Raw genomic sequence first — 21,183 nt, 5'->3', positions numbered from 1 at the left:
GAAACCCCTCCTCTTCTTTATGATAGTTTCGCGTGTTCCGGCGGTCCGGCAATCACCCGGAATGGCGGTTCTGCCAGCAGGCGGCCGGCCAGTTTTGCGAGCTGCCTATCCGTCAAGGCGTCGATCCTTTCCAGTACTTCCTGCAGAGTAACCATCTCCCGTCCGGGAAGCCAAGCCTGCGCCATCGAAATCATCCTGCTATCCGTAGTGGAAGCATCTACCGCGAGTTGAGTCTTGATCTTATTTTTTGCCCGCCGGAGTTCGCCGGGATCACCCTTTCCTTCATGCAAGCGCCTCAGTTCATTCATCACGACATCCTGGAACTTCTCCTCGTGTTCTGCAGGAAACGTACCGTAAATTTTCAACATGCCTCCTCCGGAAAAAGAGGTATATACCGCGTTAGCCTGCTCCGCGATCCGCGCCCGCACCAGCACCGTTTCAAATCTAGAGCCCAGCGTATTGTCGTCGCCGAGCAGCGTACACAAAAGATGGGCGGTATAATGCTCCGCACCTTGCAGCGGCGGAAGCCGCCATCCCCAAATTCCCGCGCCTTTGCGGAAAAGAGGGGCCTTTAGTTTGGAGGTACGCTTTTCCGGCCCGGCTATCGATTCTCCCATGCTTCGCTTTTGCCGGACCGCTTCGGACAGAAGACCGTCTGCGCCCGGCCGCCAATCCTCCAGCGAAGTCAGCGCCTCCTCAATCTGTTTCTCTTCGTAGGCGCCCGTAATAATGACGAGCGTATTGTCGGGGACATAATGACTTCGATGGAAAGCGCGTAACTCCTGAAGTTCCAGATCTCTAATTTGTTCCTTCGAGCCGATGAGGATGCCGCCCATCCTGTCGTCGAAGCTTAACCGGTGAAGCTCATGGAGCATTACGCTGCGCGGCTCATCCAGTTGCCTCGCCAATTCCTCTTGAACCACACTTCGCTCCACTTCATAGTCGGCTGCATTCAGCTTGGGATGACGCACCATATCCGCCAGCACCGGAAACAGGCTGCCGAAATACTCGGGCAGCATCCGGGCGTATATGCATGTCCCTTCCCAAGCCGTAAAAGCGTTCATGTCCGAGCCGGTTTCCCGCATCGCCCGCCGGATGTCTTCCTCAGAAAATGCTTCGGAGCCCCGGAACAGCATATGCTCCAGCATATGAGCGGCTCCCGCTTGATTTGGCGTTTCGTCGCGGGCCCCGCTCAAAACGTAAAAACAGACCGACACCGTTGCCATGGACGGCATCCGGTGCAGCAATACCCGAAGATTATTCGGCAGCGTAACCGATCGTTGCTCCATGATGGAATCTCCTCCTCAATGAATCGCTCCCGCCTTAAGATCGCTTGCCGCCAACGGGCCGATGCTGGCAATGCCTAGGGAATTCGTCAGCGCATGCCTCGAGATCGCCTCAGAGACCGCCGCTGACGTCACACCTTCAATCGATCGGCGCATAGCCTCCAGCGTACTCGGATATTTGGGATACCAGCCCGAGGTCAGCAAGGTATTCATCCTGGCAACCGTACTTTCTGAACGCATCACCATCTGCTTGATCAATTGGTTTTTGGCGGATTGCACTTCCCGTTCCGTCACTCCATCGCGTTCAAGACGCCGCAGCTCCAGAATGATTTGTTCCAGCGCCTCCAGCACCGACTCCTTCCGGGAACCCAGTTGAATGGTCATCAGGCCGGCGTCGCGGAAAGAAGTAAGGCTGCTTCGAATCTGATAAACGAGCCCCCGGCGTTGCCGGATTTCCTCATACAGCCGGGATCCGTCCCCACCGCCGATAATCTGAACCAGGACAGCGAGCGGAAAAAAATCGGCATCGTCATACGGAACACCGGGAATCCCCAGCGTCAGGTACGCTTGATTCGCATCTCGTTCCTTGGCGATGATTCCCGGCGTCCATAAGGGAGCTTGCTCGGACGGGAAGCAGGCCGAAGACATATTACCTTTCCAATTATTTTGGCAATCATCCAGCAGTTTTTCTAAATGATCTTCTGAGTAGTTCCCGACAATAGCGAGTACGCAATTAGCCGGTTGATACAACCGCTCGTAAACGTTTCGGACAGTCCCGGGGTCCAAAATGCCGTAACCGTCGCTTCGGCCATACGCCGACCTGGCGATCGGCTGCGTACCGCCCATGGCTTGTCTGAGCAAATCGGCCGTACATGCCTGAGGCTCATTTTCGCGGGCCGCAGCCTGATGAGCCGCCAGAGATCGAAACGCGGCAAAGGAACGCTCCTGCAAGCCCGGTGCTGATACCGCTTGAAGCAACGTCCGCAGCGTCTGCGCAAAATACGGAGCGAGGGCCGTGACCCAATATCGGGTCCACTCTATGTTCGGAGCGGACTTTTTATGGATTCCCAGATCGGCCAGTTCGGTGGAAAGACCGTCCCAAATCCAATATTCAAGAATCCTTGAACTGCCCAGTTCCCACGGTTCTTCCAGTCTCGCGCCGGCGCCTGTCAGCAAACCGACCGAAACGGTTTCTACATCTGCTTGCGGCATCGCGATTACAGATAATCCGTTAGTCAACCGCCGCAAAAATAAGCCGCTATTTTCCATGGCCATCGCTCCTTGAAATAGATGGAGACAAAAGGACCTCCCTGTGAAGAAAGGTCCCTTCCTTCCGCCGGTCAGATTACCCGCCAGGCAATCAGCGACAGCTCGCCCAAATCCACAATATCCATGTAGTCCACAGCCGAAAGCAGGTCGCATTCTTTCATTTCGGATAATGAAGCCCTAGCCGTTTCCAGCAGCAATTCTTTATTTTGTTCCATGATCTCACCTCCTTTCCCAGCCGAGAGAGGATTAGTTCGAAATCGTAACCAGTTTCCGTTGCTCCAGTCGCTCCAAAAGCTTCCAGACCGCCATCTTTCCTTCTTCACAGCCTAAAGCGGGTATTTCTTCGGAAGCGATCGACGCCAGCTTATCAACCTCGCAGGAATATTCGCATAATTTCAAAATGGCATGGGCCACGGGCTGCAGCAAATGAATCTCATCCGTCGCGGGATTGTATACGATGAATTTCCGGTTTTCCTCTTTCCGGGTAACAACCCCCGGAGTGCGGCTGACTACACTGTTCGAGTTGATATTGCTCATCACGGTTTCCTCCTATAATGCCGCGGCGGTTTCCGGTACGATCCAGCAATACGGATCGCCGAGCGCCGGGTCTCCATAATAGGCCAGCGAGGCCGAGCGGCAGCCGCCGCAAACAAATTTGTGCTCGCAAGTTCCGCAATTCCCCTCGGTTTTGGACTTGCGGTCGCGAATACCGGCAAGCAGCGGGGAATGATTCCATATCTCGTCAAACGTAGATTCCCTCAAGTTTCCCGCCGCCATCGGCAGTGTTACGCATGGGGTCACATTGCCTTCCACCGTAATTCTCGCCGTTACCCGGCCGGCTCCGCAGCCGATGTACATGGCGCCTTCTTTTGGAGGCAGCATCAAAGCGACCCGGCAGTCGTGCCAGTAGATTTTCATTCTGCCGGCATATTCCTCCTGCATCTCGATCCATTCCTCGATCACGCCTTTTAATTCCTCCGGCGATAGAGCCAAATCGCGGTCTCCCCGGCCCGTCGGTATAAATTCCGACAGATTCGCGCCGTTGGCCCCCAGCTCCGCCGCCAGCTTCACTACGTTTCTGCCGTCCCGGAAATTCAGCTTCGTCGGCGTATAACCTACGGTCACGCTGATTCCGTTGCGTACCAGGCATGCCACGGCCTCTACCGCTTTGTTGAACAATCCCGGTACTCCGCGGACCTGTTCATGCACCTCCGCCGTTGCACCGTCGATGCTGACGCAAACGCTCTGGATTCCCGCTTGCTTCAGTTTTCCGCACATCGTGTCGTTGATGACGGCACCGTTCGTTCCGACAGACACCATCATGCCGCGACCGCTTGCGCGTGAAGCGATCTGCATCCAGTCGGGGCGTAGCAGCGCCTCCCCTCCGGACAATCCCAAAATCAAAATGCCGGCGTCCGCAAGCTGATCGACTACGGACAACGCCTCCTCCGTCGAAAACTCCATCGGATGAGCCAGTCCGGCTCCGGAATAGCAATGCACGCACTTGGCATTGCACCGTAGCGTAATTTCCCATACCAGGTAGAAAGGGGCTTTGAATTCGTCTTGAATCGTTGCAAGCACACTCACACACTTATCCTCCTTCCGTCAGATGACTGCCATATTTCTCCAACCCTGATCCAGCTGATTTCAAAGTAACACACCTTCTTTTTCCGCTCATCGTCCATTTGAAGTAGATAGGAGTGAAAAATCGGAAATCAAAATGTTCTTGGGGAGAACGAAAGAATAGGAGAAAACGGAAAATGCCGGAAGAACAGATGAATGTGCGAAAAACGAAATGGGGGAAGTTCCATGGGGATTATATTGTGGGAAGAATGGTGGGCGTGAGAGGTAATTAAAAACGGTAAGAGGACGTTTTGCGGAGGTATGCGGTAAGGTGCGAGAAGAAAGTTTGATGGAGATATGTGATAAGGTGCTAGTCAAAGGTTTGATGGAGGTATGTGGGAATGTGCGAGGCAAAGGTTTGATGGAGGTATGCGGGAATGTGCGAGGCAAAGGTTTGATGGAGTTAGGTGGTAACGTGATCAGTTGAGTGAAGGATGGTGTTACGGGGGCGATATCCAAAAACTAGTTATTTGGTGTAGAGACGGACGACGGACTATCCCGTGAATTTTTAACGGACACCACGGACGCTAAAATGCCCAAAATTACTCTCTTTGAATTCTAACGGACACCAGAGACCTTAAATACGTTAAATCGGCCAATTTCTGACTCAATTTGAGCGATTAAGGTCACCGGTGTCCGTTAGCGGTTCAAAAGTCCGGATTTGTTACGTTTAACGGCTCCTGTGTCCGTTAGAATTAAGGCTGTGGCAAAAAGGTCGTGCGACCACAACACAAAGACGGTTAAAGCACATCTCTTGGTTAAAGCGCATCTCTTGGTTAAAGCGCATCTCTTGGTTAAAGCATATCTCATGTTTAAAGCATATCTCATGTTTAAAGCATATCTCATGTTTAAAGCATATCTCATGTTTAAAGCGCATTTCATGGGTAAAGCATATCCCATGTTTAAAAGCACATCGCTATGTTCGAAGTACATCTCACGTATAAAGCATATCTAGCGGTTAAAAACACAGCGAGATGTTTAAAACACCTCGCAGCTAGAGTACACCCTAAAAATCATACCAAGCGCCGCGGCAGTGTGATAAAGCAATATTCAGCTTAGGTTCCTTTTCCAGCAGCCTTAACTCTACCCTTCTCTTTCCAAAGGCAGCTTGGCATATTCCCCCATGGCCAGGGAAACGGCCTCCATCCTTTTGTGAACACCAAGTTTGCTAAGCACATTGCGAATATGAGTGCGTACCGTGTTATAGGTGATGTTCATGCCGGTAGCAATTTCTTCCGTCGAATACCCTTGACACATATACCTTAAAACCCGCATCTCGCTAGGGGTGAGCCCGAAAGACGGCCACATCTCCTGCACTCGCTCCAACACCACATGAACCACCCGGTCCGTCGACTCCGATCCCCGGCTGATAAATACTGTTTTGGATACAGGGATCGCCCGGTTGCGAGCATTCAAATAGACATGGCGCTTTCCCAGATAACTTCCCATCGTTTTAGCCGCTTGATGGATCGGACAATCCTGATCGCAAACGCAGCGGCCCTGGGAATCGCAGAACAAGGAAAGTTCTCTGCACGGCATGCCAAGTGTTTTGGCGGCTCCAATCCCGGTCAACTGCTCCATCCCCCCATTCCAGGCTAGGATGATTCCCTTCGAATCGATCTCAAAAGCGGAATTCGACAATTTCTTGATCCAGACAACTGAGTCCCTGAGCTGTTCCTCTTGGCCGGCAGAGTTTATCATATTCTCACTCCTCACGTTGATCCCGCTCTTTAATGGTTTCCGACTGTATTGGCTTGGCCAAACCCTATATTTGCTTCATGATAACAATTTTTTACTATATAAGGAAGAGGTGGAAATAAGGTGATTTTGTCGAATGCTGGCACCTGCAAAATTTCCAACAAAAAAAGAACCTTTGAACTCCCGCCGATACGGAAGTCAAAGATTCTTTACAATTTTATGTCATTTTAGTTGGATCAGATCGCAGGCATTACGTTTCCGCCATTGACCGGAATGTAAGCCCCGGTAATAAATCCGGCCAGATCGGATGCCAAAAAAGCGACCGCATTCGCGATATCCTGATCCTCACCTCTGCGCTTCAGAGGTACCTGTTCCACATAAGCGGCGTCATTCAGGTCGTGTGCACCGCGATCTTTTTCGCTGATCGTCCATCCCGGAGCAACCTGGTTTACGGTAATTTGATGCGCGCCTACCTCCTTGGCCAAGACGCGATACACGCCGTCCATCCCCCGTTTGCCTGCCGTATAGGCGGATTGGCTCGGGAAGTTTTGCATAGCGCACTCGGTATTGATCCCGATCATTCGTCCCCAACCTTTGTCGATCATCCCCGGAATAAAAGCTTTGGCCAAAAATACGTTCTGCATGACGCAGGATTCAAACTGGCTCACATAATCTTCCGGCGACTGTTCCAAAACGGAAGTCCATCCGTATTGCACAACGGCATTCGCAACCACGATATCGGGATCGCCAAGCTGCTCGCGAATCTGTGCCTTCATGTTCTCGATCTGCTCTTTTTTCGTAATGTCGCCTTGGACGATCATGGCTTGTCCACCGGCTTCTTCAATCTCTTGAAGCAATTCGCGTGCTTTGCCTGCGTTGCTCATATAATGGATGGCTACTTTCGCTCCGCACTGAGCCAATGTCCGGGTCATGATTCTGCCAAGCTGTCCTGTGGCTCCGGTAATCAGCGCGATTTTTCCCGTTAAGTCGATATTCAACACTGCCATGGTCTCCTCTCAAGCCTGTATTGTTACAGGGTTATGATGCTCCATTATTTCAATTCTGCAAAAACCCTTGGATTCCTGCCGCATTAGTTGGGCATCTTCTCTTCGCGTAATGAACACTGCAATTTTTATTAACTAATTTGCAATATATATATTGCATTTTGGTGATTATATTATTATAATTCAACCATAACCTTCAAAAAAGGAATTATACCCATGAAAGGGGTTTTGATCACGATGAAGTTATTAGCCAAAAACAAGCTGGTCGATGAGCGCATTCTCCATCTTAGAAACAAAATTTTCAAAGAGTCCTACTTGGTGGTAATGGTCATATGCAATCTTTCCTTATTCTTGAAAGTGCTGGTATTCCGGAGCGGTTGGGAGTCCTTTATAACCGAACTCGTGATTGTGTCGGCGGGCAATCTGTATTACACGATCCGTACCGTCATGCTCGGGATCTATTCTGACGAGGTCGAGGCTCACGATAACCGGAGTAAAATGTCCTACAGTCTCAAAAATATTTTGACCGGCCTCGGCATCGGCCTTGCGATCTCCTTGTTCTTCGGCATCCGCAGTGCGATTCTGTACGCAGACGGCACCTTCTTGAACCAAGCCTGGTATTTCTTCATTGTCTTTATGGCTTCGCTCATGATCTATCTGCCGTTCTTTATCGGCTTTCTTACCGTCTCTCACTCCTTAGCTAACAAAGCAAGCAAAAAAGCCTCCGACGATGATCTGCTGGATTCTTAAAGAAAGGGATCGGATATAGCCTTATGAAAAATCTCAAGTTAAAGATGGCCCGTGTGGAAAAAGATCTGTCCCAGGATGAATTGGCACAGCTGGTGGGAGTGTCCAGGCAAACGATCGGTCTCATCGAACTCGGCAAATACAACCCGTCTCTCAGTTTATGCGTCGCGATCTGCAAGGCGCTGTCCCGCACGTTAAATGACCTGTTCTGGGAAGAAGATTAAAGCGGGAATAACCCTCCCAACGCATAAAAAAAGGCCTGAGGCCTAGGAATTCCTGCAATTAAACCAGGAGTTCCAGTAGGCTCTCGGGCCGGATCAATTTATATTTAGCTGGAATAGACTCGTGATTGTTACACCCCCACAGAGCCAGGGCAAAATCAACTCCCGCATCTCTGGCGCATTTGCAATCATAGATCGTATCACCGATATAAATGGAGCTTTTAGGATCCGAACCTGAAATCTCCAAATATTTTAGCAAAGGCTCAGGATTGGGTTTATGTTGTTCAGTATCCTCGGCGCAGACCTTGTAGGGTAAATACTCCATCAGCCCGAACGGTATAAAGTCATCTCTCAATTCCTCGCCCGTTTTGGAAGTTACGATTCCCTGTTTAAAATCCCTTTGACTCAGCGTCCTCAGCACTTGAGAAATCCCGTCAAATACGCTCATGGTGGAATAGAAATCCTTCATGTAACGGTTCCAGCGGTCATTAGCCTCTTCAATGTTGATGATACCGAGTCTGGGTAACGCTACAGCTCCCGGGATGCCCAGGACAAACCTCAGATCCTGCGTATCCATCTCGGTCCCGTAATCGAGGGACAGCATTTTTTGCAGCGATCCCAGAACAGCGTGTTCCGTATCGATCAAAGTACCGTCAACGTCATAAATAATAGATGTGTACATCTTTTCTCATCCTCCCGCTATTGGTATGCCTTCCTTCAAACCTATTCCAGCATAAAAGATGAAATGGATTTCAGGTCAATCCCTAAATAGAGGAGCGAAGGATCATTTTATAAGGCGTCTCCACTTTGGCTTTGGATTTGGTCATGGCCAGATCAAAAGCTTGTTCCCCGACCTTAACCAGTTGATGATCTAAGGTAGAAATGTCGAGTCCGACGCCGACCGGCTGATTTTCTTGCCCGATAATGGCCAGATCTTCCGGGATACTCAAGCCAACCGATCTGGCATACTTGTAGATTCCGCCGGCAACCTCATCCCCGTTCGCATATATTGCCGTCGGTCTCGGATTTATTCCGAGCAGCCGCTGGCCCGCCGCCATTCCGTCTTCAAAGCTGAAGCAATCGGACTGCCGGTAAACCGGATCAAACTGTCCGAACACCTTCTCATAGGCCGCAATCGTTTGACGGGTGCTGACGCTTTCGGTGCCCCGTGCAGTGGTAAAGGCGATGTTCCGGTGCCCCTTCTTTTTTAACAATTGAAAAACTTCAAGATACGCGGCGTACCGGTCCATATAAGAGCAGCCGATTTCCGGATGTTCCGTATATTCGCAGGAAATCACCGATCCGTACTCGGTAAAAGGAAGGATATTCTCCCAAGGGTTGGCCCGCGACGTGATGATGATGGCGTCCAGCAATTTATTTTTCAGCATAAATAAGTGTTCGATTTCTTTATCCGGATTATATTTGGTGGGCAGCACCATGATTGCGTAATCGTTCTCCACGGACCGGTTGAGCACCCCGTGCAAAAGTTGATCGAATGCCTGATTATTCGTATAGGGGATAATGACCCCGATTTTCTTCGTCTCTCCGCGGATTAAATCGACGGCATTCCGGTTGGGTGTGTAGTTCATTTCTTCAATGACTTTCAGGACCGCGGTCCGCTTTTCTTCCGATACATATTTGTGATGGTTCAGCACACGGGAGACGGTAGATACGGATACGCCGGCCAGCCTGGCGATTTCATGGATATTTGCCATAGGGTTACTCTCTCCAGACGATATTTATAATGGTTCCTGAAAATAGTATAGCGCCCCGTGCCCTCCATATCTAATATTTGCGGTTGTTTACCTCCAATTCGGCGGTCACTTCGGTAAAGACGCTTTCCGGGGTGACGATTTTTTTCGGGAGCGTGCGTCCCTCCATCAATTCATTCACCGCCTGCATCAGGTTCGGTCCCAGGAGCGGGTTACATTCCACCACTGCATTAATTTTGCCTGCGATCATGCTCTCCAGCGCCCTGCGTGTACCGTCCACGGAAATAATCACAATGTCCTTCCCCGGCTTCAGTCCGTATGCTTCAATCGCTTCAATCGCGCCCAGCGCCATATCATCATTGTGGGCATACAACACCCCGATGCCGTCTCCGAACTCTTGCAGAAACGATTTCATAACTTCCCTTCCCTGCTCATGGGTAAAATCGGCGTATTCGCTCTGCAGCACCTTAAACTTGGCGTGCCCCTGAAGCGTATCCGCAAACCCTCGTCCCCGGTCGATGGAGGGGGTGGAGCCCGCTGTCCCTTTCAACTCCACAATGCCGACAGGCCCTTCCGTCCCGGCCATTTTGTCCACCAGGAATTTCCCTGCTTTTTCCCCTTCTTCATAAAAATCCGAACCGATGAGGGTCACATATTTCGACGCGTCTTCTACATCAACCGCCCGGTCCACAATAATGACCGGAATCCCCGCCTGCTGCGCCTCATCCAGAATCGGATCCCAGCCCGATTGAACGACAGGAGCGATCGCAATCACATCTACCTTACGGGAAATAAAGCCGCGGACCGCTTCAAATTGCTTCTTCTGCGACTGCTCCGCGTTTTCAAAAATGAGCTCGATTCCCGCCTCCTCCGCCGCCTCCTTGACCGATTGACTGTTGGCGTTGCGCCAATCGCTCTCCGTGCCAAGCTGAGAAAAACCGAGCACAATTTGCCGTTTTCCGGTTGTGAGCGCCCCCTCCGCCGGCACCGTTCCGACCGTAGGAGTATGGGGTGAATCGACACCGCCGGTACCGGCTCCTGTCTGTGAAGCCGGAGTCCCCGGCGATTCGCAGCCCGCCAAAATGGCAAATCCAGCCAATATGAGCAGCGTAAAAAGAGGAAGCAGGATATGTACTTGGAAACGTCTAGTATGTTGCGTTATGGAAGGCTTATGGGAATGCGCTTGGGATTGCGTTGTGAATAGTATTGAATAATGCTCTATATATTGCTTCGGGTTCTGTTCGCTCAAGCCGCTCGCCTCCCTGATCAAGTATCTATAAGCCATTCTTACCACAAGCCAGCGTTGGAGAAAAGAGCGAAAAAACCTGAGACTGGAGTATCAGGTTTTTTCTAACTGTAAACCGGGGGTATCCGGTGAGAATCGGTTGGGGTTTGACCAGGACAGGATTGATCGTTGCCTCCAATAGTCACCAATAGTCACCAATAGTCGATTTCCCCTGGCTGTTGCAGCTCCCTATTTGTATGTCTCATTGGAAATTTTCCAATAAGAATGATGGAAAAGGGCAGCAAAATGGATTTTCATTGGATAATTTCCAATGAGAATCACCGAAGAGAGGTGTTTTGGCGGAATCTAGGCTCCGGTCATTGGAAAAAATCCAATCAACGAAGGGATATCCTTAGTATCGAGCTAATTTCATTGGATAATATCCAATCATCGATTAAATACCTAGGAATCCATACCTAGCACCCTCGACCAGACATTGCCGAAATCATCCTATTCCTAATCCACCCATTGCCTATATCCGCCCATACCTACCTTATTCCAAATCCATACTTACCCCAATTTCCACAATAAAGCCTATACTTTGCGCCAGTTGCGCCAGTATCTCCCCATACTTAGCCAACTTAGCTCAAACTTCCATCCTTAGCCCGAGCTTCGCCCCGTCAGGCGGCGCTCGCCCAGCAGCCTTTGCAGCAGGATGAACAGCAGCAGCAGCACGCCGATCACGATCCGCGTCCACCAGGAGCTGAGCGTGCCCTCAAAGCTGATGATCGTCTGAATCACACCTTGGATCAGGACGCCGAAGAAGGTGCCCACCACGTAGCCGACGCCGCCGGTGAGGAGCGTTCCTCCGATCACGACCGCCGCGATAACGTCGAGCTCCATGCCGTTGGCATGCAGTCCGTAGCCGGACAGCATGTAGAAGGTAAACACGATGCCCGCCAGCGCAGAGCAGAAGCCGCTAAAGCCGAACACCATCATTTTCGTGCGGGCCACGGGCAATCCCATTAACATCGAGGACGGCTCGCTGCCGCCGACGGCGTAGGTGTTGCGGCCGAATTTCGTATAGTGGGCCAGATAGATGCCCATAGCTACCACGGCCAGCGCGATCAGGACGCTGATCGAAATGAAGCTTCCGCCCGGCAACTTGATTTTCGTCTGCGCAATCGACGTGTAAAAAGCATTATCGATCGTTATCGTGTTAATGCTGATGACATAGCAGAGCCCCCGTGCGAGAAACATCCCCGCCAAAGTTACGATGAACGGCTGGATGTTAAAGTAATGGATAATCGCCCCCATGGCGGTTCCGAACAATACACCGATGATCAAGACGAGCAGGATGACGATCATCGGCGGCCAGCCTTGCTGTAGCAAGCTCGCGGATACCATCGTCGTCAAAGCGATCATGGAGCCTACGGACAAGTCGATTCCACCTGAAACGATCACGAAGGTCATGCCGACAGCCGCGATCAGTAGGAAGGCGTTGTCGATCAACAGGTTAAGCAGCACCTGCATCGAAAAGAAACCCGTATAGCGGAAGGAACCGACGACAAAGATCAACAGAAACAGGCCGATCGTTACCCAGAGCGGAATGTACTGTCGTTTAAGCATGGCGTTTCACCTCCGGATTCGCGGTTTGCAAAGGACCGGCCTTCGGCCTACCGCGCAGCAACCCGCGGAACTTCTCGGACTGAACCAGGCAGACAGCCAAAACGACCAACGCTTTGACCACCAGCGTAATTTCCGGTGGAACGCCCACCATGTAGATCGTAGTCGTCAACGTCTGAATGATTAGCGCACCGACCAGCGTGCCCGCGAGATAGAAGCGCCCTCCGGTCAGGGAGGTTCCTCCGATGACAACGGCCAGAATCGCGTCAAGCTCGTACCAGAGCCCGGCATTGTTGCCGTCGGCGCTGGATACGTTGGAGCTGAGAAGCAGCCCGGCGATGCCTGCGCACAAGCCGCAGAACATGTACACGGCCAGCATTACCGTCCGGGAGCGGACACCCGCGAGCCGGCTGGCCGTCGGCTTACAGCCGACCGCTTCAATAAACAGCCCGAGCGCGGTCTTCCGGGTGAGCAGCGAGGCGATCACGAACATCGCCGCGACGATAAAGATCGAAAACGGCAGCGTCAGCAGCGAGCCGGCCCCGATGTACTGATATTTCGGGCTGAGTACAGTAATAATCTGCCCGTTCGTAATCAATTGAGCGATGCCCCGTCCGGCCACCATCAGGATTAAAGTGGCGATAATCGGTTGTATGCCGATGCGGGCCACGAGGAATCCGTTCCAAAGGCCGAGCGCAGCCGATAATACAAGCGCAATGCTTACCGCTACAAGCACGGCGACCAGACCGTTTTGGTCGGTTGCCCGGCTGATGCTGAGACAGGCCATCGCTCCCGTAATCGCCACGACCGAACCGACGGACAGATCGATCCCGCCGGTAGCGATCACCAGGGTCATACCGATCGCTACCAGAATGAGCGGAGAGCCAAAGTTCAATATATCAATCAGGCTACCGTACAGGTGGCCATCCCGCATTTTAATGGAGAAAAAATCCGGCGAATAGATCAAATTAAATAACAATAACACCACAAGCACCATCAATGGCCAAAACAAACGATGCTTCATCATCCCTTATCCCCTCCTGCAATCGCCTGCATCACCAGCTGCTGGTTCATTTCCGTTCCCGTCATTTCCTTCACCTTCCTGCGATCTCTCAACACGGCGATCCGATGACTCACCCGCAGCACTTCTTCGAGCTCGGAAGAAATAAAGATGACCGACATCCCCTTCTGCGCAAGCGAGAGCACCAGCTTCTGGATTTCCGCCTTCGCCCCGATATCGATCCCCCGGGTCGGCTCATCCAGGATGAGCAGCTTCGGTTCCGTCAGCAGCCAGCGGGCGAGCAGTACCTTTTGCTGATTCCCGCCGCTGAGATGACGGATCAGTTGCTCCGAGTCGCGCGGATTGATGTTCAGCAGGGAAATATACTCCTCCGCAATCTCCTCCTGCCGTTTGCGCGGGATTCTCCGGAACCAGCCCTTGGAGGCCTGCAGCGCCAACACGATATTCTCCCGAACCGTCAAGTCGTCGATAATGCCTTCCGTCTTCCGGTTCTCGGAACAAAAGGCGATTCCCCGGTCGATTGCCTGCCTTGGCGTATGAATACTCCCGGCACCGCTTCCCGCTAAACGGAGACTGCCCTTGTCCGGCCGGTCCGCCCCGAAGAACAGCCGGGCCATTTCGGTTCGCCCCGAGCCCAGCAGTCCGGCCAGGCCGAGAATTTCCCCCTGATGGATCCGCAAGTCGAACGGCTCAATCGCACCCTGCCGGCCAAGCCCTTCCGCTTCCAGCATTACGACGTCATCCTTCTTATCGTTGCTGTCCGACTCATTCGATAGCGTCTCAAGCTTCTCCAGCATCACCAGCTCTTTACCGATCATCTTCGAGACCAGCTCGATTCTCGGCAAGTCCGCAGCGAGGTATTCCCCGACGAATTCTCCGCCCCGCAAAATCGTAATCCGATCCGAAACCTCATACACCTGATCCAGAAAATGTGTGACGAACAGAATGGCCAGCCCATCCTGCTTCAGCTTTCTCATGATGTCAAACAACTGCCGGACCTCGCTTTGATCCAAGCTGGAAGTCGGTTCATCCAGAATCAGTACCTTGGCGGATATGCTGAGCGCCCTGGCGATCGCAATCAACTGCTGCACCGCCACCGAATAGGATTCCAGAGGCTGGGTCACGTCGATCTGAAGATGAAGCCTTTCCTGCAGCAGCCGTTCGGCATTCCGGTTCATTTCTTTCCAGCGAATCCGGCCCAAGCGGCAGGGTTCGTTGCCGATATAAATATTCTCCGCGACGGACAGATTCGGGCACAGATTCACCTCCTGGTATACGGTGCTGATCCCCGCCCGCTGCGCTTCTTGGGGACTGTGCACCGCAATGGCATGTCCTTCCATCTCCACGCTTCCCTGATCGGCGGTATAGACGCCGGTAAGCACTTTGATCAGCGTCGACTTGCCCGCTCCATTTTCACCCATCAAGGCATGCACCTCTCCGGGAAACAGACGAAAATCCACTCCGCTCAAGGCTTTCACTCCGGGAAACTGCTTTTGAATCCCGGTCATTTGCAATATCGGTTGCAGTTCCTTCATTCTTCTCTTCTCCCCTCCAAGAGAACAGGCAGCCCCGGCGAAGCCCAAACGCCCGCGCGAAGCTGCCCTCCTCCTGTTACTTGCCATATCTTAATGCAGAACCATTTCGAACAAACAATTTCTTAATATTGGCGATTCGGCAGTTCCCGTTTCGCATCCTCGGAAGTAAATACGCCTTCTTCCGTAACGATCCGCTTCTCCACTTCCTTGCCGTCAACCACATCCTGCACCGCTTGCATCAATTGTGGACCGAGCAGCGGATTACATTCCACGATAAAATTGATTTTGCCTTCGCTGGCTGCAACGAATCCGTCTTTTACTCCATCGACAGTAATAATCTTGATGTCTACGCCCGGCTTAAGTCCGGCCGCTTCAATGGCCTGAATCGCTCCAAGACCCATGTCGTCGTTATGTGCATACAGCACGTCGATCTTCTTATTAGCCTTCAGGAACGCCTGCATAACTTCTTTACCTTTGGCCCGAGTGAAATCGCCGGTTTGCGATGCGATCACCTTCAGATTCGGATTCGACGCAATCACCTCGGCAAAGCCCTTTTGCCGGTCGATGGCTGGCGCGGACCCTGTCGTCCCTTGCAGTTCAACGATATTAATTTCTTCCGTGGAATCCTTATATTGATCCACTAGCCATTGGCCGGCACGGCGTCCTTCTTCAACGAAGTCGGAACCGATGAACGTTTCATACAGCGAGGTGTCGGCCGAATCTACGGCACGGTCGGTCAAAATGACCGGGATGCCCGCATCCTTCGCTTCTTTCAACACGGTGTCCCAACCGGACTCCACGACCGGAGAAAAGGCGATGACATCCACTTTTTGCTGAATGAATGTACGAAGGGCTTTGATCTGGTTCTCTTGCTTTTGCTGCGCGTCGGAGAATTTCAGATCGAATCCGGCTTCTTTGGCAGAATCCTGGACCGATTTCGTGTTGGCCGTTCTCCAGCCGCTTTCGGCTCCTACCTGCGAGAATCCGAGCGTGATTTTCTTATTGGATGACGTATCCTTTTGCTCCCCATTGCTCTCCGCATTGGTTTGCTTTACCTGATTTCCCCCGTTCGCAGGCTCCTTGTCATTTCCTCCAGCCCCGTTCCCCCCGCCGCAAGCTGCCGAGAACAGCAGCATCAATGAAGCGGCCAGGATCAGGCCCGATCTTCTAAATGAATTCATCTTGTTTCCTCCCCTTTTTTGGTTCACCATAGCCTGGCGTGACTCGATTATAAAACGCTTCCATTTTAGGAGGATACGGAGTTTCATCGCTTGTCGATGGCCTTTTTTGGGCGGATTTTCTTACAGAACATGATCTTGGTTTGTTTTTTTGCGCCAATAGTTCAATTTTTTATTAATGATTGCGTTTTCATAGGCGATCCTTCATAATTTGGAACAAAAGAGAAGGTTTTGCATTGCCGATGCCGACATCCTCCTTCGAAAGGCAGACGTCCGATGAAACTGATCAACTGGATCTCCTCCAGCCTGCGCGCCAAGCTGTTGATGATGTTCCTGTGCTTAACCGTCATCCCGTTAATTGGAATCGGGTTGGTTTCTTATCAGAAATCGTACAATACCGTTTATGAAAATAGTAAAGCCAGCGCCGTGCTCACCGCAGACCAACTGGCTCAAAACCTGGAAACCCTGTTCATCGACAGCGGCAAATTGCTGGAACTCGGGAGTCACCCGAGAGTGCTCCATTTTCTATATTCGCAAAATGATACCTATGAAGATGCCAAAGAGATTTTGAGAACGATAGATTCGTACCGCCAAACCTACAAATATGAGAGCGTTCTCAACATTACGATGATCAATTTGTACGGACGGGGCATCAGCGAACGGCGCGGCGTCTTCCAACTGGACAAAAACCCGCTGCGCAATCCTCACTTCACCTATTTGATCAACCACCCTGATTCCGTGCTCAACATTCCTCCGCTTGACTCTCAGCCGCTGGACCGGGTGGACGGTTTGCAGGAAAAGCCGGGGATCTCCATTATGGCTGCCGTAAAACAAAGGATTACGCACGAGGTAATCGGCTTTATCATTATTGACTTGGACGATTCCGAGGTGGGCCGGTTTTGCGACGAGGTGATCATTGGCGAGACGGGTTTTTTTTATGTAATCGATGCCAGCGGCCGTCCGATATTCACCCCTTCCCGGCTGGACCGGGACAACATTCTTCCGGATAGCGACATGCTTGCCTCCTTGGCCTCCGGCACTTTGAGCAGTTACGTCGATAAGTCGAAGGGCGTCCCGAAGTTCATTTTCGCTTCTTCCTCACAAGCCACGGGATGGAAAATCATCGGTCAGGTTCCTTTGCAAGAAATCGTCAAAGAGGCCGATTCGATCCGTCAGCTCATTATCGTCAGCGTGGCGCTCAGCATTCTTTTTGCCGTATCGCTGCATTTCTTCATATCCTCCCGGCTCACTCGTCCGCTGAAGCTCCTGAAGAATAAAATGAAGCTTGCGGCGTCCGGTTTTCTCGAATCGAAGGTTACGCCGTCGGGCAAGGATGAAATCGCCGATCTGGGACGAAGCTTCAACATTATGCTTGGAAAAATAAAAAGCCTGCTCGAACAAAACATACGGGAGCAGGAGGAAATCAAAAAGGCGGAGCTACGGGCGCTGCAAGCCCAAATCAACCCTCATTTTCTTTACAATACGCTGGATTCGATTCTCTGGATGGCGGAAGCGGGAAAAAACGACCGGGTCATCACCCTCGTGGAATCGCTCTCCCGCCTGTTCCGGATCAGCCTCAGCAAGGGACGGGACTGGATCACGCTCGAAAAAGAAATCGAGCATGTGCACAGCTATCTGGTCATCCAGCAAATGAGGTACCGCGACATTCTCGATTATGAAATCGAAACGGACCCGGAGCTCCGGTCTTGTTCCGTCCTCAAAATGACGCTACAGCCAATCGTAGAAAATGCGCTTTACCACGGTATCAAAAACAAACGCGGCAAAGGACTGATCACGGTCAGCGCCAGGAAGACGGAAATGAACGAGCTCCTGCTCACGGTCCGGGACAATGGCTGCGGAATGACACCCGAGAAATTGGAGCAGCTGCAGCGGAATTTGCTTAACCGCCGGATGCCTGCGGAAACCGGAGAAGAGGTGTCGGGCGGATTCGGGCTCCATAATGTGCATCAGCGGATCAAGCTTTTTTACGGAGATCAATACGGGGTGCGGATCGAAAGCGTTCCGCAAGAGGGTACGATCGTAACCATTTCAATTCCGATGAAAGCGGGGGATTAACGGATGAAGAAAGTACTGCTCGTCGACGATGAAATTCTCATCAGAGAAACGATTCGGGACTGCATTCATTGGGAACGGGAAGGGTTTCAGTATTTGGGAGACGCCTCTGACGGCGAAGTGGCCCTTCCGATGATCGAGCAGATGCAGCCCGATATTCTGATCACGGATATCAAGATGCCGTTCATGAACGGGCTTGAGTTGAGCAAAATCGTACGCAGCAGGATGCCCGACGTGAAAATCATTATTTTAAGCGGGCACGGGGAGTTTGAATATGCGAGGAAGGCGCTCAGCATGGGGGTCGTGGAATACTGTCTCAAACCGATCAGTTCCTCGGATCTGATGAGGCTGCTCCGCCGGGTTAGCGATAAAATCGACAAGGAACGAAGCGAAAAAGAACAGCTGGCGGGCCTGATGCAGCGGGAGCACGAGAAAACCGAGCTTTCCCGGCAAAAGCTGCTTAACGATTTGTGCGGCGGGCTGCTGTCAACGACGGAGGCGATCCAAACCGCGGAGGCCTTATCTCTCCGGCTGGTGGCACGCTGGTATGCCGTCGTCCTGATGGATCTCCGTCTTTCCCCGGAGAATAGTCATGATCTGGATGCCCCTTTATCGGCGCTGAAACGGCATGTCGAAGACGGACGCGAGCAAATTTTGGAATACCGTTCCAGTCTCACGAAGACGGTCTGGATTGTAAAAGGCGACAACAAGGAAACGTTGGAGGTTTTCCTCCGGCCATTCCGGGAGATGCAGAACAAGCTTGAAACCGAGTCTCATTGCTGTGAGATATCCTTAGGAATCGGATCGGCGCAGGAGCGCCTTCAGGGGATTCATCTTTCTTTTCTGGAAGCGGAGGAAGGTCTTCACTGGCAGCGCCTCTCGCGGCAAAACCGGAAGAATCTGCTGGAAGCGACCCGGAGTTCGATCCATCATAGCATTTTCCTAGACCGTCAGGCGTTTATCCGGTTTCTCAAAATCGGAACTCCCCGTCAGTTGGAATCATTCATTCCCGAGTTTGCTTCCGCGCTTGCTCCGATCGACTGGAACGCTTCGCTCACCGGCTATTATCTATTGAACGATCTTACGCTCGAGGTATTTAAAACCGCCGAGGAATGGTACCGGGGATCTGAAGCTGACGGACAACGGCTTGTTGATTTTCAGCAATCGATCGAATCAATCCGCAACTGGGGTGAGGCTTGTCATTATTTAACCCGGCTGGTAGAGCAATTCTGGCATTGGCGTTCTCATTCTTCCGACCGCTATGCTCATCTGCTGCTCCGGGTTAAGGAATATATTACGTCCAATTACGACAAGGACCATATTTCACTGCAGGACGCCGCTGAATCCATCAACATGAGTCCCAGCCATCTCAGCAAAATATTTAGTCAGGAAACGGGTCAGACGTTTATCGAGTTCCTGACGCAGACACGCATCAATAAAGCGATGGAGCTGCTTCAATCCACCCAGGCCAAAACCTATGAAATTGCCTTTCAGGTCGGTTATAGCGATCCGCATTATTTTTCCAACCTGTTCAAGCGGGTCACCGGGATGACGACGACGGAATTCCGCAAGCAAGGCGCATCGTCTACGGCCGCGGTGTCTTTCGGTCTGGCGGAAGGAGAGCAAGATGAACGCGCTTCGTTTTTTGCGTAATTTCAAGTTATTTGGCTTGGCTTTGGGACTGATCGTCGCATTGACGATAGTGTTGGCTGGATGCCAAGGGCAGTCTGCTTCCGAAGGGAAGCAGACAACGATGAATACGTCGAATTCTTCTGGTGGAGGCTCTGGGACAGGAGGAGGCATAACTTCGGAAACGGAGTTAAGGTTATCTTCTAAAGGCCTCCCAGGATCAGTCGCCGCTCCGGCCGCCAACTCGGCTCGCTTATCCGAGTCTCCTTCGGAAGCGTCCATGGACCAGACGCCGCTATATACCTTCGGCATCATTTACCCGATGGCGCATCCGTTTTATGAAGAGATCACCCGCTTGACGGAAGAAGCCGCTTCCCCGGAGAGGGTGCGGCTGGTCGTCAAAGCGCCGGAAGTCGTAAACCTGGAGCAGCAAATCCATATGATGGAGACGATGATCCAGCAAAAAGTGGACGCTATCGCCATCTCGCCTATCGATTCATCAGCGCTGGGCCCTGTGATCGATAAGGCGGTTCAAGCCGGTATCCCCGTCATCTGCTTCGAATCGGACGTACCGAACAGCAAGCGGTCATCCTACATCGGTACGGATAACGTCGATGCCGGGGTTCAAATGGGCAAAATCATCAAGCAAATGACGAAAAACAAGGGCATGATTCTGGTGGAATCCGGTGTGCAGCGGATGGAGCTTCATCAGAGGCGCCTTCAAGGACTTCTGGATTATCTGCGTGACGAAACCCGCATTCAAGTGCTTGAAGTCCGGCACAACGAAGGCGACAGCGACAAAGCGCTAACCGATCTTGAAGCGATGATCGATGCTCATCCGCATTTTGATGCCTTGGTATCCGTAGACCTCATCTCCAGCTCCAATTCGGTCCTGGTCTGGAAAGCCAAAGGCCTAAACCGCTACGCCGCCGCCTTCAATATGACGCCCGAAATGAAAGAGAGCCTGCGCAACGGCCAGATCACCTCGGTTCTCTCTCAGAACGAGGAAAGCTGGGGCAGACTCCTGATCGACCATCTCCTGCAAGCGGCCCGGGGCGAACCCGTCCCCCCTTTCACAGACACTGGCAAAGTAGTCATCAATAGCTCCGCTCCCTAAGGGGAGGAGCGTGAGGTGCGAGAGGACGAAGTAATTAGGGGGCTGGACGAATAGGGCCGGGCTCTGAGTAGGGTTGGATTGTTCGGCGAGGCTGCTCGGATGTGTTGGATGGATGGGACTGCGGGTAGTGGGAGTAGCTTAAGCTCAGAGGTGATAGTTACTTGTTTGGCGGTGCAGCTCGTGTGAGCTCGGGTGCATAGAAGCATCAGAGCACTAGTT

At 52.0% G+C, this 21,183-nt stretch carries 19 protein-coding genes; 5 read left to right on the top strand and 14 right to left on the bottom strand.

The annotated features are described in order from the left end of the window. Positions 1 to 17: 17 nt before the first annotated feature. The 7 genes from KB559_RS09800 to KB559_RS09770 all read right to left on the bottom strand — a co-directional run bounded on the left by KB559_RS09800 (position 18) and on the right by KB559_RS09770 (position 6,874). Entirely contained in the window at positions 18 to 1,289 is a 1,272-nt protein-coding gene (locus KB559_RS09800; RefSeq protein ID WP_211021568.1) for a M16 family metallopeptidase, read from the bottom strand. Positions 1,290 to 1,304: 15 nt separating this feature from the next. Beyond that, positions 1,305 to 2,555 carry a M16 family metallopeptidase gene (locus KB559_RS09795; RefSeq protein WP_211021567.1) on the bottom strand — a complete coding sequence of 417 codons (1,251 nt, stop codon included), beginning with the start codon at positions 2,553 to 2,555 and terminating at the stop codon, positions 1,305 to 1,307. Between the two features lie 71 nt (positions 2,556 to 2,626). Beyond that, on the bottom strand, positions 2,627 to 2,770 hold the full coding sequence (locus KB559_RS09790; protein WP_211021566.1) for a hypothetical protein: 144 nt from the start codon (positions 2,768 to 2,770) through the stop codon (positions 2,627 to 2,629). A 31-nt stretch (positions 2,771 to 2,801) separates the two neighbouring features. Further along, positions 2,802 to 3,092 (bottom strand): hypothetical protein, encoded by a 291-nt coding sequence (locus KB559_RS09785; protein WP_211021565.1) that lies wholly within the window; start codon positions 3,090 to 3,092, stop codon positions 2,802 to 2,804. 12 nt (positions 3,093 to 3,104) lie between these two features. Further along, positions 3,105 to 4,142, bottom strand: coding sequence for a radical SAM/SPASM domain-containing protein (locus KB559_RS09780; protein ID WP_211021564.1), 1,038 nt, complete (start codon positions 4,140 to 4,142; stop codon positions 3,105 to 3,107). Between the two features lie 1,119 nt (positions 4,143 to 5,261). Further along, a complete protein-coding gene (locus KB559_RS09775) occupies positions 5,262 to 5,879 on the bottom strand; it encodes a helix-turn-helix domain-containing protein (RefSeq protein WP_211021563.1) in 618 nt (205 codons plus the stop codon). 233 nt (positions 5,880 to 6,112) lie between these two features. Further along, the gene (locus tag KB559_RS09770; protein ID WP_211022150.1) at positions 6,113 to 6,874 is read right to left on the bottom strand and encodes an SDR family NAD(P)-dependent oxidoreductase; all 762 of its coding nucleotides are present in this window, start codon (positions 6,872 to 6,874) and stop codon (positions 6,113 to 6,115) included. A 243-nt stretch (positions 6,875 to 7,117) separates the two neighbouring features. Between KB559_RS09770 and KB559_RS09765 the strand changes: the two genes are divergently transcribed. Continuing rightward, positions 7,118 to 7,630 (top strand): DUF6773 family protein, encoded by a 513-nt coding sequence (locus KB559_RS09765; protein ID WP_211021562.1) that lies wholly within the window; start codon positions 7,118 to 7,120, stop codon positions 7,628 to 7,630. Positions 7,631 to 7,653: 23 nt separating this feature from the next. After that, positions 7,654 to 7,851, top strand: a complete 198-nt coding sequence (locus KB559_RS09760; RefSeq protein ID WP_211021561.1) for a helix-turn-helix transcriptional regulator — start codon at positions 7,654 to 7,656, stop codon at positions 7,849 to 7,851. A 58-nt stretch (positions 7,852 to 7,909) separates the two neighbouring features. On the opposite strand, the gene KB559_RS09755 is transcribed toward KB559_RS09760, so the two are convergent. From KB559_RS09755 to KB559_RS09725, 7 genes are all read right to left on the bottom strand, one after another. Next, positions 7,910 to 8,530: an HAD family hydrolase gene (locus KB559_RS09755; protein ID WP_211021560.1), complete on the bottom strand. Its 621-nt coding sequence runs from the start codon at positions 8,528 to 8,530 to the stop codon at positions 7,910 to 7,912. 82 nt (positions 8,531 to 8,612) lie between these two features. After that, a complete protein-coding gene (locus KB559_RS09750; protein ID WP_211021559.1) occupies positions 8,613 to 9,563 on the bottom strand; it encodes a LacI family DNA-binding transcriptional regulator in 951 nt (316 codons plus the stop codon). Positions 9,564 to 9,633: 70 nt separating this feature from the next. Continuing rightward, positions 9,634 to 10,809: an ABC transporter substrate-binding protein gene (locus KB559_RS09745; protein ID WP_247681717.1), complete on the bottom strand. Its 1,176-nt coding sequence runs from the start codon at positions 10,807 to 10,809 to the stop codon at positions 9,634 to 9,636. Positions 10,810 to 11,445: 636 nt separating this feature from the next. Further along, complete coding sequence (yjfF, locus tag KB559_RS09740; RefSeq protein ID WP_211021557.1) at positions 11,446 to 12,414, bottom strand: galactofuranose ABC transporter, permease protein YjfF; 969 nt, start codon at positions 12,412 to 12,414, stop codon at positions 11,446 to 11,448. Further along, positions 12,407 to 13,438 (bottom strand): ABC transporter permease, encoded by a 1,032-nt coding sequence (locus KB559_RS09735; RefSeq protein ID WP_211021556.1) that lies wholly within the window; start codon positions 13,436 to 13,438, stop codon positions 12,407 to 12,409. Before KB559_RS09735 ends, yjfF begins: the two co-directional genes overlap by 8 nt. Beyond that, entirely contained in the window at positions 13,435 to 14,967 is a 1,533-nt protein-coding gene (locus tag KB559_RS09730) for a sugar ABC transporter ATP-binding protein (RefSeq protein ID WP_211021555.1), read from the bottom strand. Before KB559_RS09730 ends, KB559_RS09735 begins: the two co-directional genes overlap by 4 nt. 122 nt (positions 14,968 to 15,089) lie before the next feature. Continuing rightward, positions 15,090 to 16,148 (bottom strand): ABC transporter substrate-binding protein, encoded by a 1,059-nt coding sequence (locus KB559_RS09725; RefSeq protein WP_211021554.1) that lies wholly within the window; start codon positions 16,146 to 16,148, stop codon positions 15,090 to 15,092. Positions 16,149 to 16,421: 273 nt separating this feature from the next. Here KB559_RS09725 and KB559_RS09720 point away from each other — a divergent pair, with 273 nt between their 5' ends. The 3 genes from KB559_RS09720 to KB559_RS09710 are packed head-to-tail and all read left to right on the top strand — an operon-like array spanning position 16,422 to position 20,964. After that, complete coding sequence (locus KB559_RS09720) at positions 16,422 to 18,221, top strand: sensor histidine kinase (RefSeq protein ID WP_211021553.1); 1,800 nt, start codon at positions 16,422 to 16,424, stop codon at positions 18,219 to 18,221. A 3-nt stretch (positions 18,222 to 18,224) separates the two neighbouring features. After that, positions 18,225 to 19,871 carry a response regulator gene (locus KB559_RS09715; protein ID WP_211021552.1) on the top strand — a complete coding sequence of 549 codons (1,647 nt, stop codon included), beginning with the start codon at positions 18,225 to 18,227 and terminating at the stop codon, positions 19,869 to 19,871. After that, entirely contained in the window at positions 19,846 to 20,964 is a 1,119-nt protein-coding gene (locus tag KB559_RS09710) for a sugar ABC transporter substrate-binding protein (protein ID WP_247681716.1), read from the top strand. Before KB559_RS09715 ends, KB559_RS09710 begins: the two co-directional genes overlap by 26 nt. Positions 20,965 to 21,183 lie beyond the last annotated feature (219 nt).

It is taken from the genome of Paenibacillus sp. Marseille-P2973, from assembly GCF_018101095.1.
In the GTDB taxonomy this organism is placed as follows: Bacteria; Bacillota; Bacilli; order Paenibacillales; family Paenibacillaceae; genus Fontibacillus; species Fontibacillus vini.
Note: the sequence above shows the minus strand (reverse complement) of the source record. Positions and strands in the feature narration are given on the sequence as shown.

Excerpts from the sequence above, each read along its gene's own strand:
- KB559_RS09800 (WP_211021568.1), bottom strand. The coding sequence starts at position 1,289 with ATGGAGCAACGATCGGTTACGCTGCCGAATAATCTTCGGGTATTGCTG.
- KB559_RS09795 (WP_211021567.1), bottom strand. The coding sequence starts at position 2,555 with ATGGAAAATAGCGGCTTATTTTTGCGGCGGTTGACTAACGGATTATCT.
- KB559_RS09790 (WP_211021566.1), bottom strand. The coding sequence starts at position 2,770 with ATGGAACAAAATAAAGAATTGCTGCTGGAAACGGCTAGGGCTTCATTA.
- KB559_RS09785 (WP_211021565.1), bottom strand. The coding sequence starts at position 3,092 with ATGAGCAATATCAACTCGAACAGTGTAGTCAGCCGCACTCCGGGGGTT.
- KB559_RS09775 (WP_211021563.1), bottom strand. The coding sequence starts at position 5,879 with ATGATAAACTCTGCCGGCCAAGAGGAACAGCTCAGGGACTCAGTTGTC.
- KB559_RS09765 (WP_211021562.1), top strand. The coding sequence starts at position 7,118 with ATGAAGTTATTAGCCAAAAACAAGCTGGTCGATGAGCGCATTCTCCAT.
- KB559_RS09760 (WP_211021561.1), top strand. The coding sequence starts at position 7,654 with ATGAAAAATCTCAAGTTAAAGATGGCCCGTGTGGAAAAAGATCTGTCC.
- KB559_RS09755 (WP_211021560.1), bottom strand. The coding sequence starts at position 8,530 with ATGTACACATCTATTATTTATGACGTTGACGGTACTTTGATCGATACG.
- KB559_RS09750 (WP_211021559.1), bottom strand. The coding sequence starts at position 9,563 with ATGGCAAATATCCATGAAATCGCCAGGCTGGCCGGCGTATCCGTATCT.
- yjfF (WP_211021557.1), bottom strand. The coding sequence starts at position 12,414 with ATGCTTAAACGACAGTACATTCCGCTCTGGGTAACGATCGGCCTGTTT.
- KB559_RS09735 (WP_211021556.1), bottom strand. The coding sequence starts at position 13,438 with ATGATGAAGCATCGTTTGTTTTGGCCATTGATGGTGCTTGTGGTGTTA.
- KB559_RS09730 (WP_211021555.1), bottom strand. The coding sequence starts at position 14,967 with ATGAAGGAACTGCAACCGATATTGCAAATGACCGGGATTCAAAAGCAG.
- KB559_RS09725 (WP_211021554.1), bottom strand. The coding sequence starts at position 16,148 with ATGAATTCATTTAGAAGATCGGGCCTGATCCTGGCCGCTTCATTGATG.
- KB559_RS09720 (WP_211021553.1), top strand. The coding sequence starts at position 16,422 with ATGAAACTGATCAACTGGATCTCCTCCAGCCTGCGCGCCAAGCTGTTG.
- KB559_RS09715 (WP_211021552.1), top strand. The coding sequence starts at position 18,225 with ATGAAGAAAGTACTGCTCGTCGACGATGAAATTCTCATCAGAGAAACG.
- KB559_RS09710 (WP_247681716.1), top strand. The coding sequence starts at position 19,846 with ATGAACGCGCTTCGTTTTTTGCGTAATTTCAAGTTATTTGGCTTGGCT.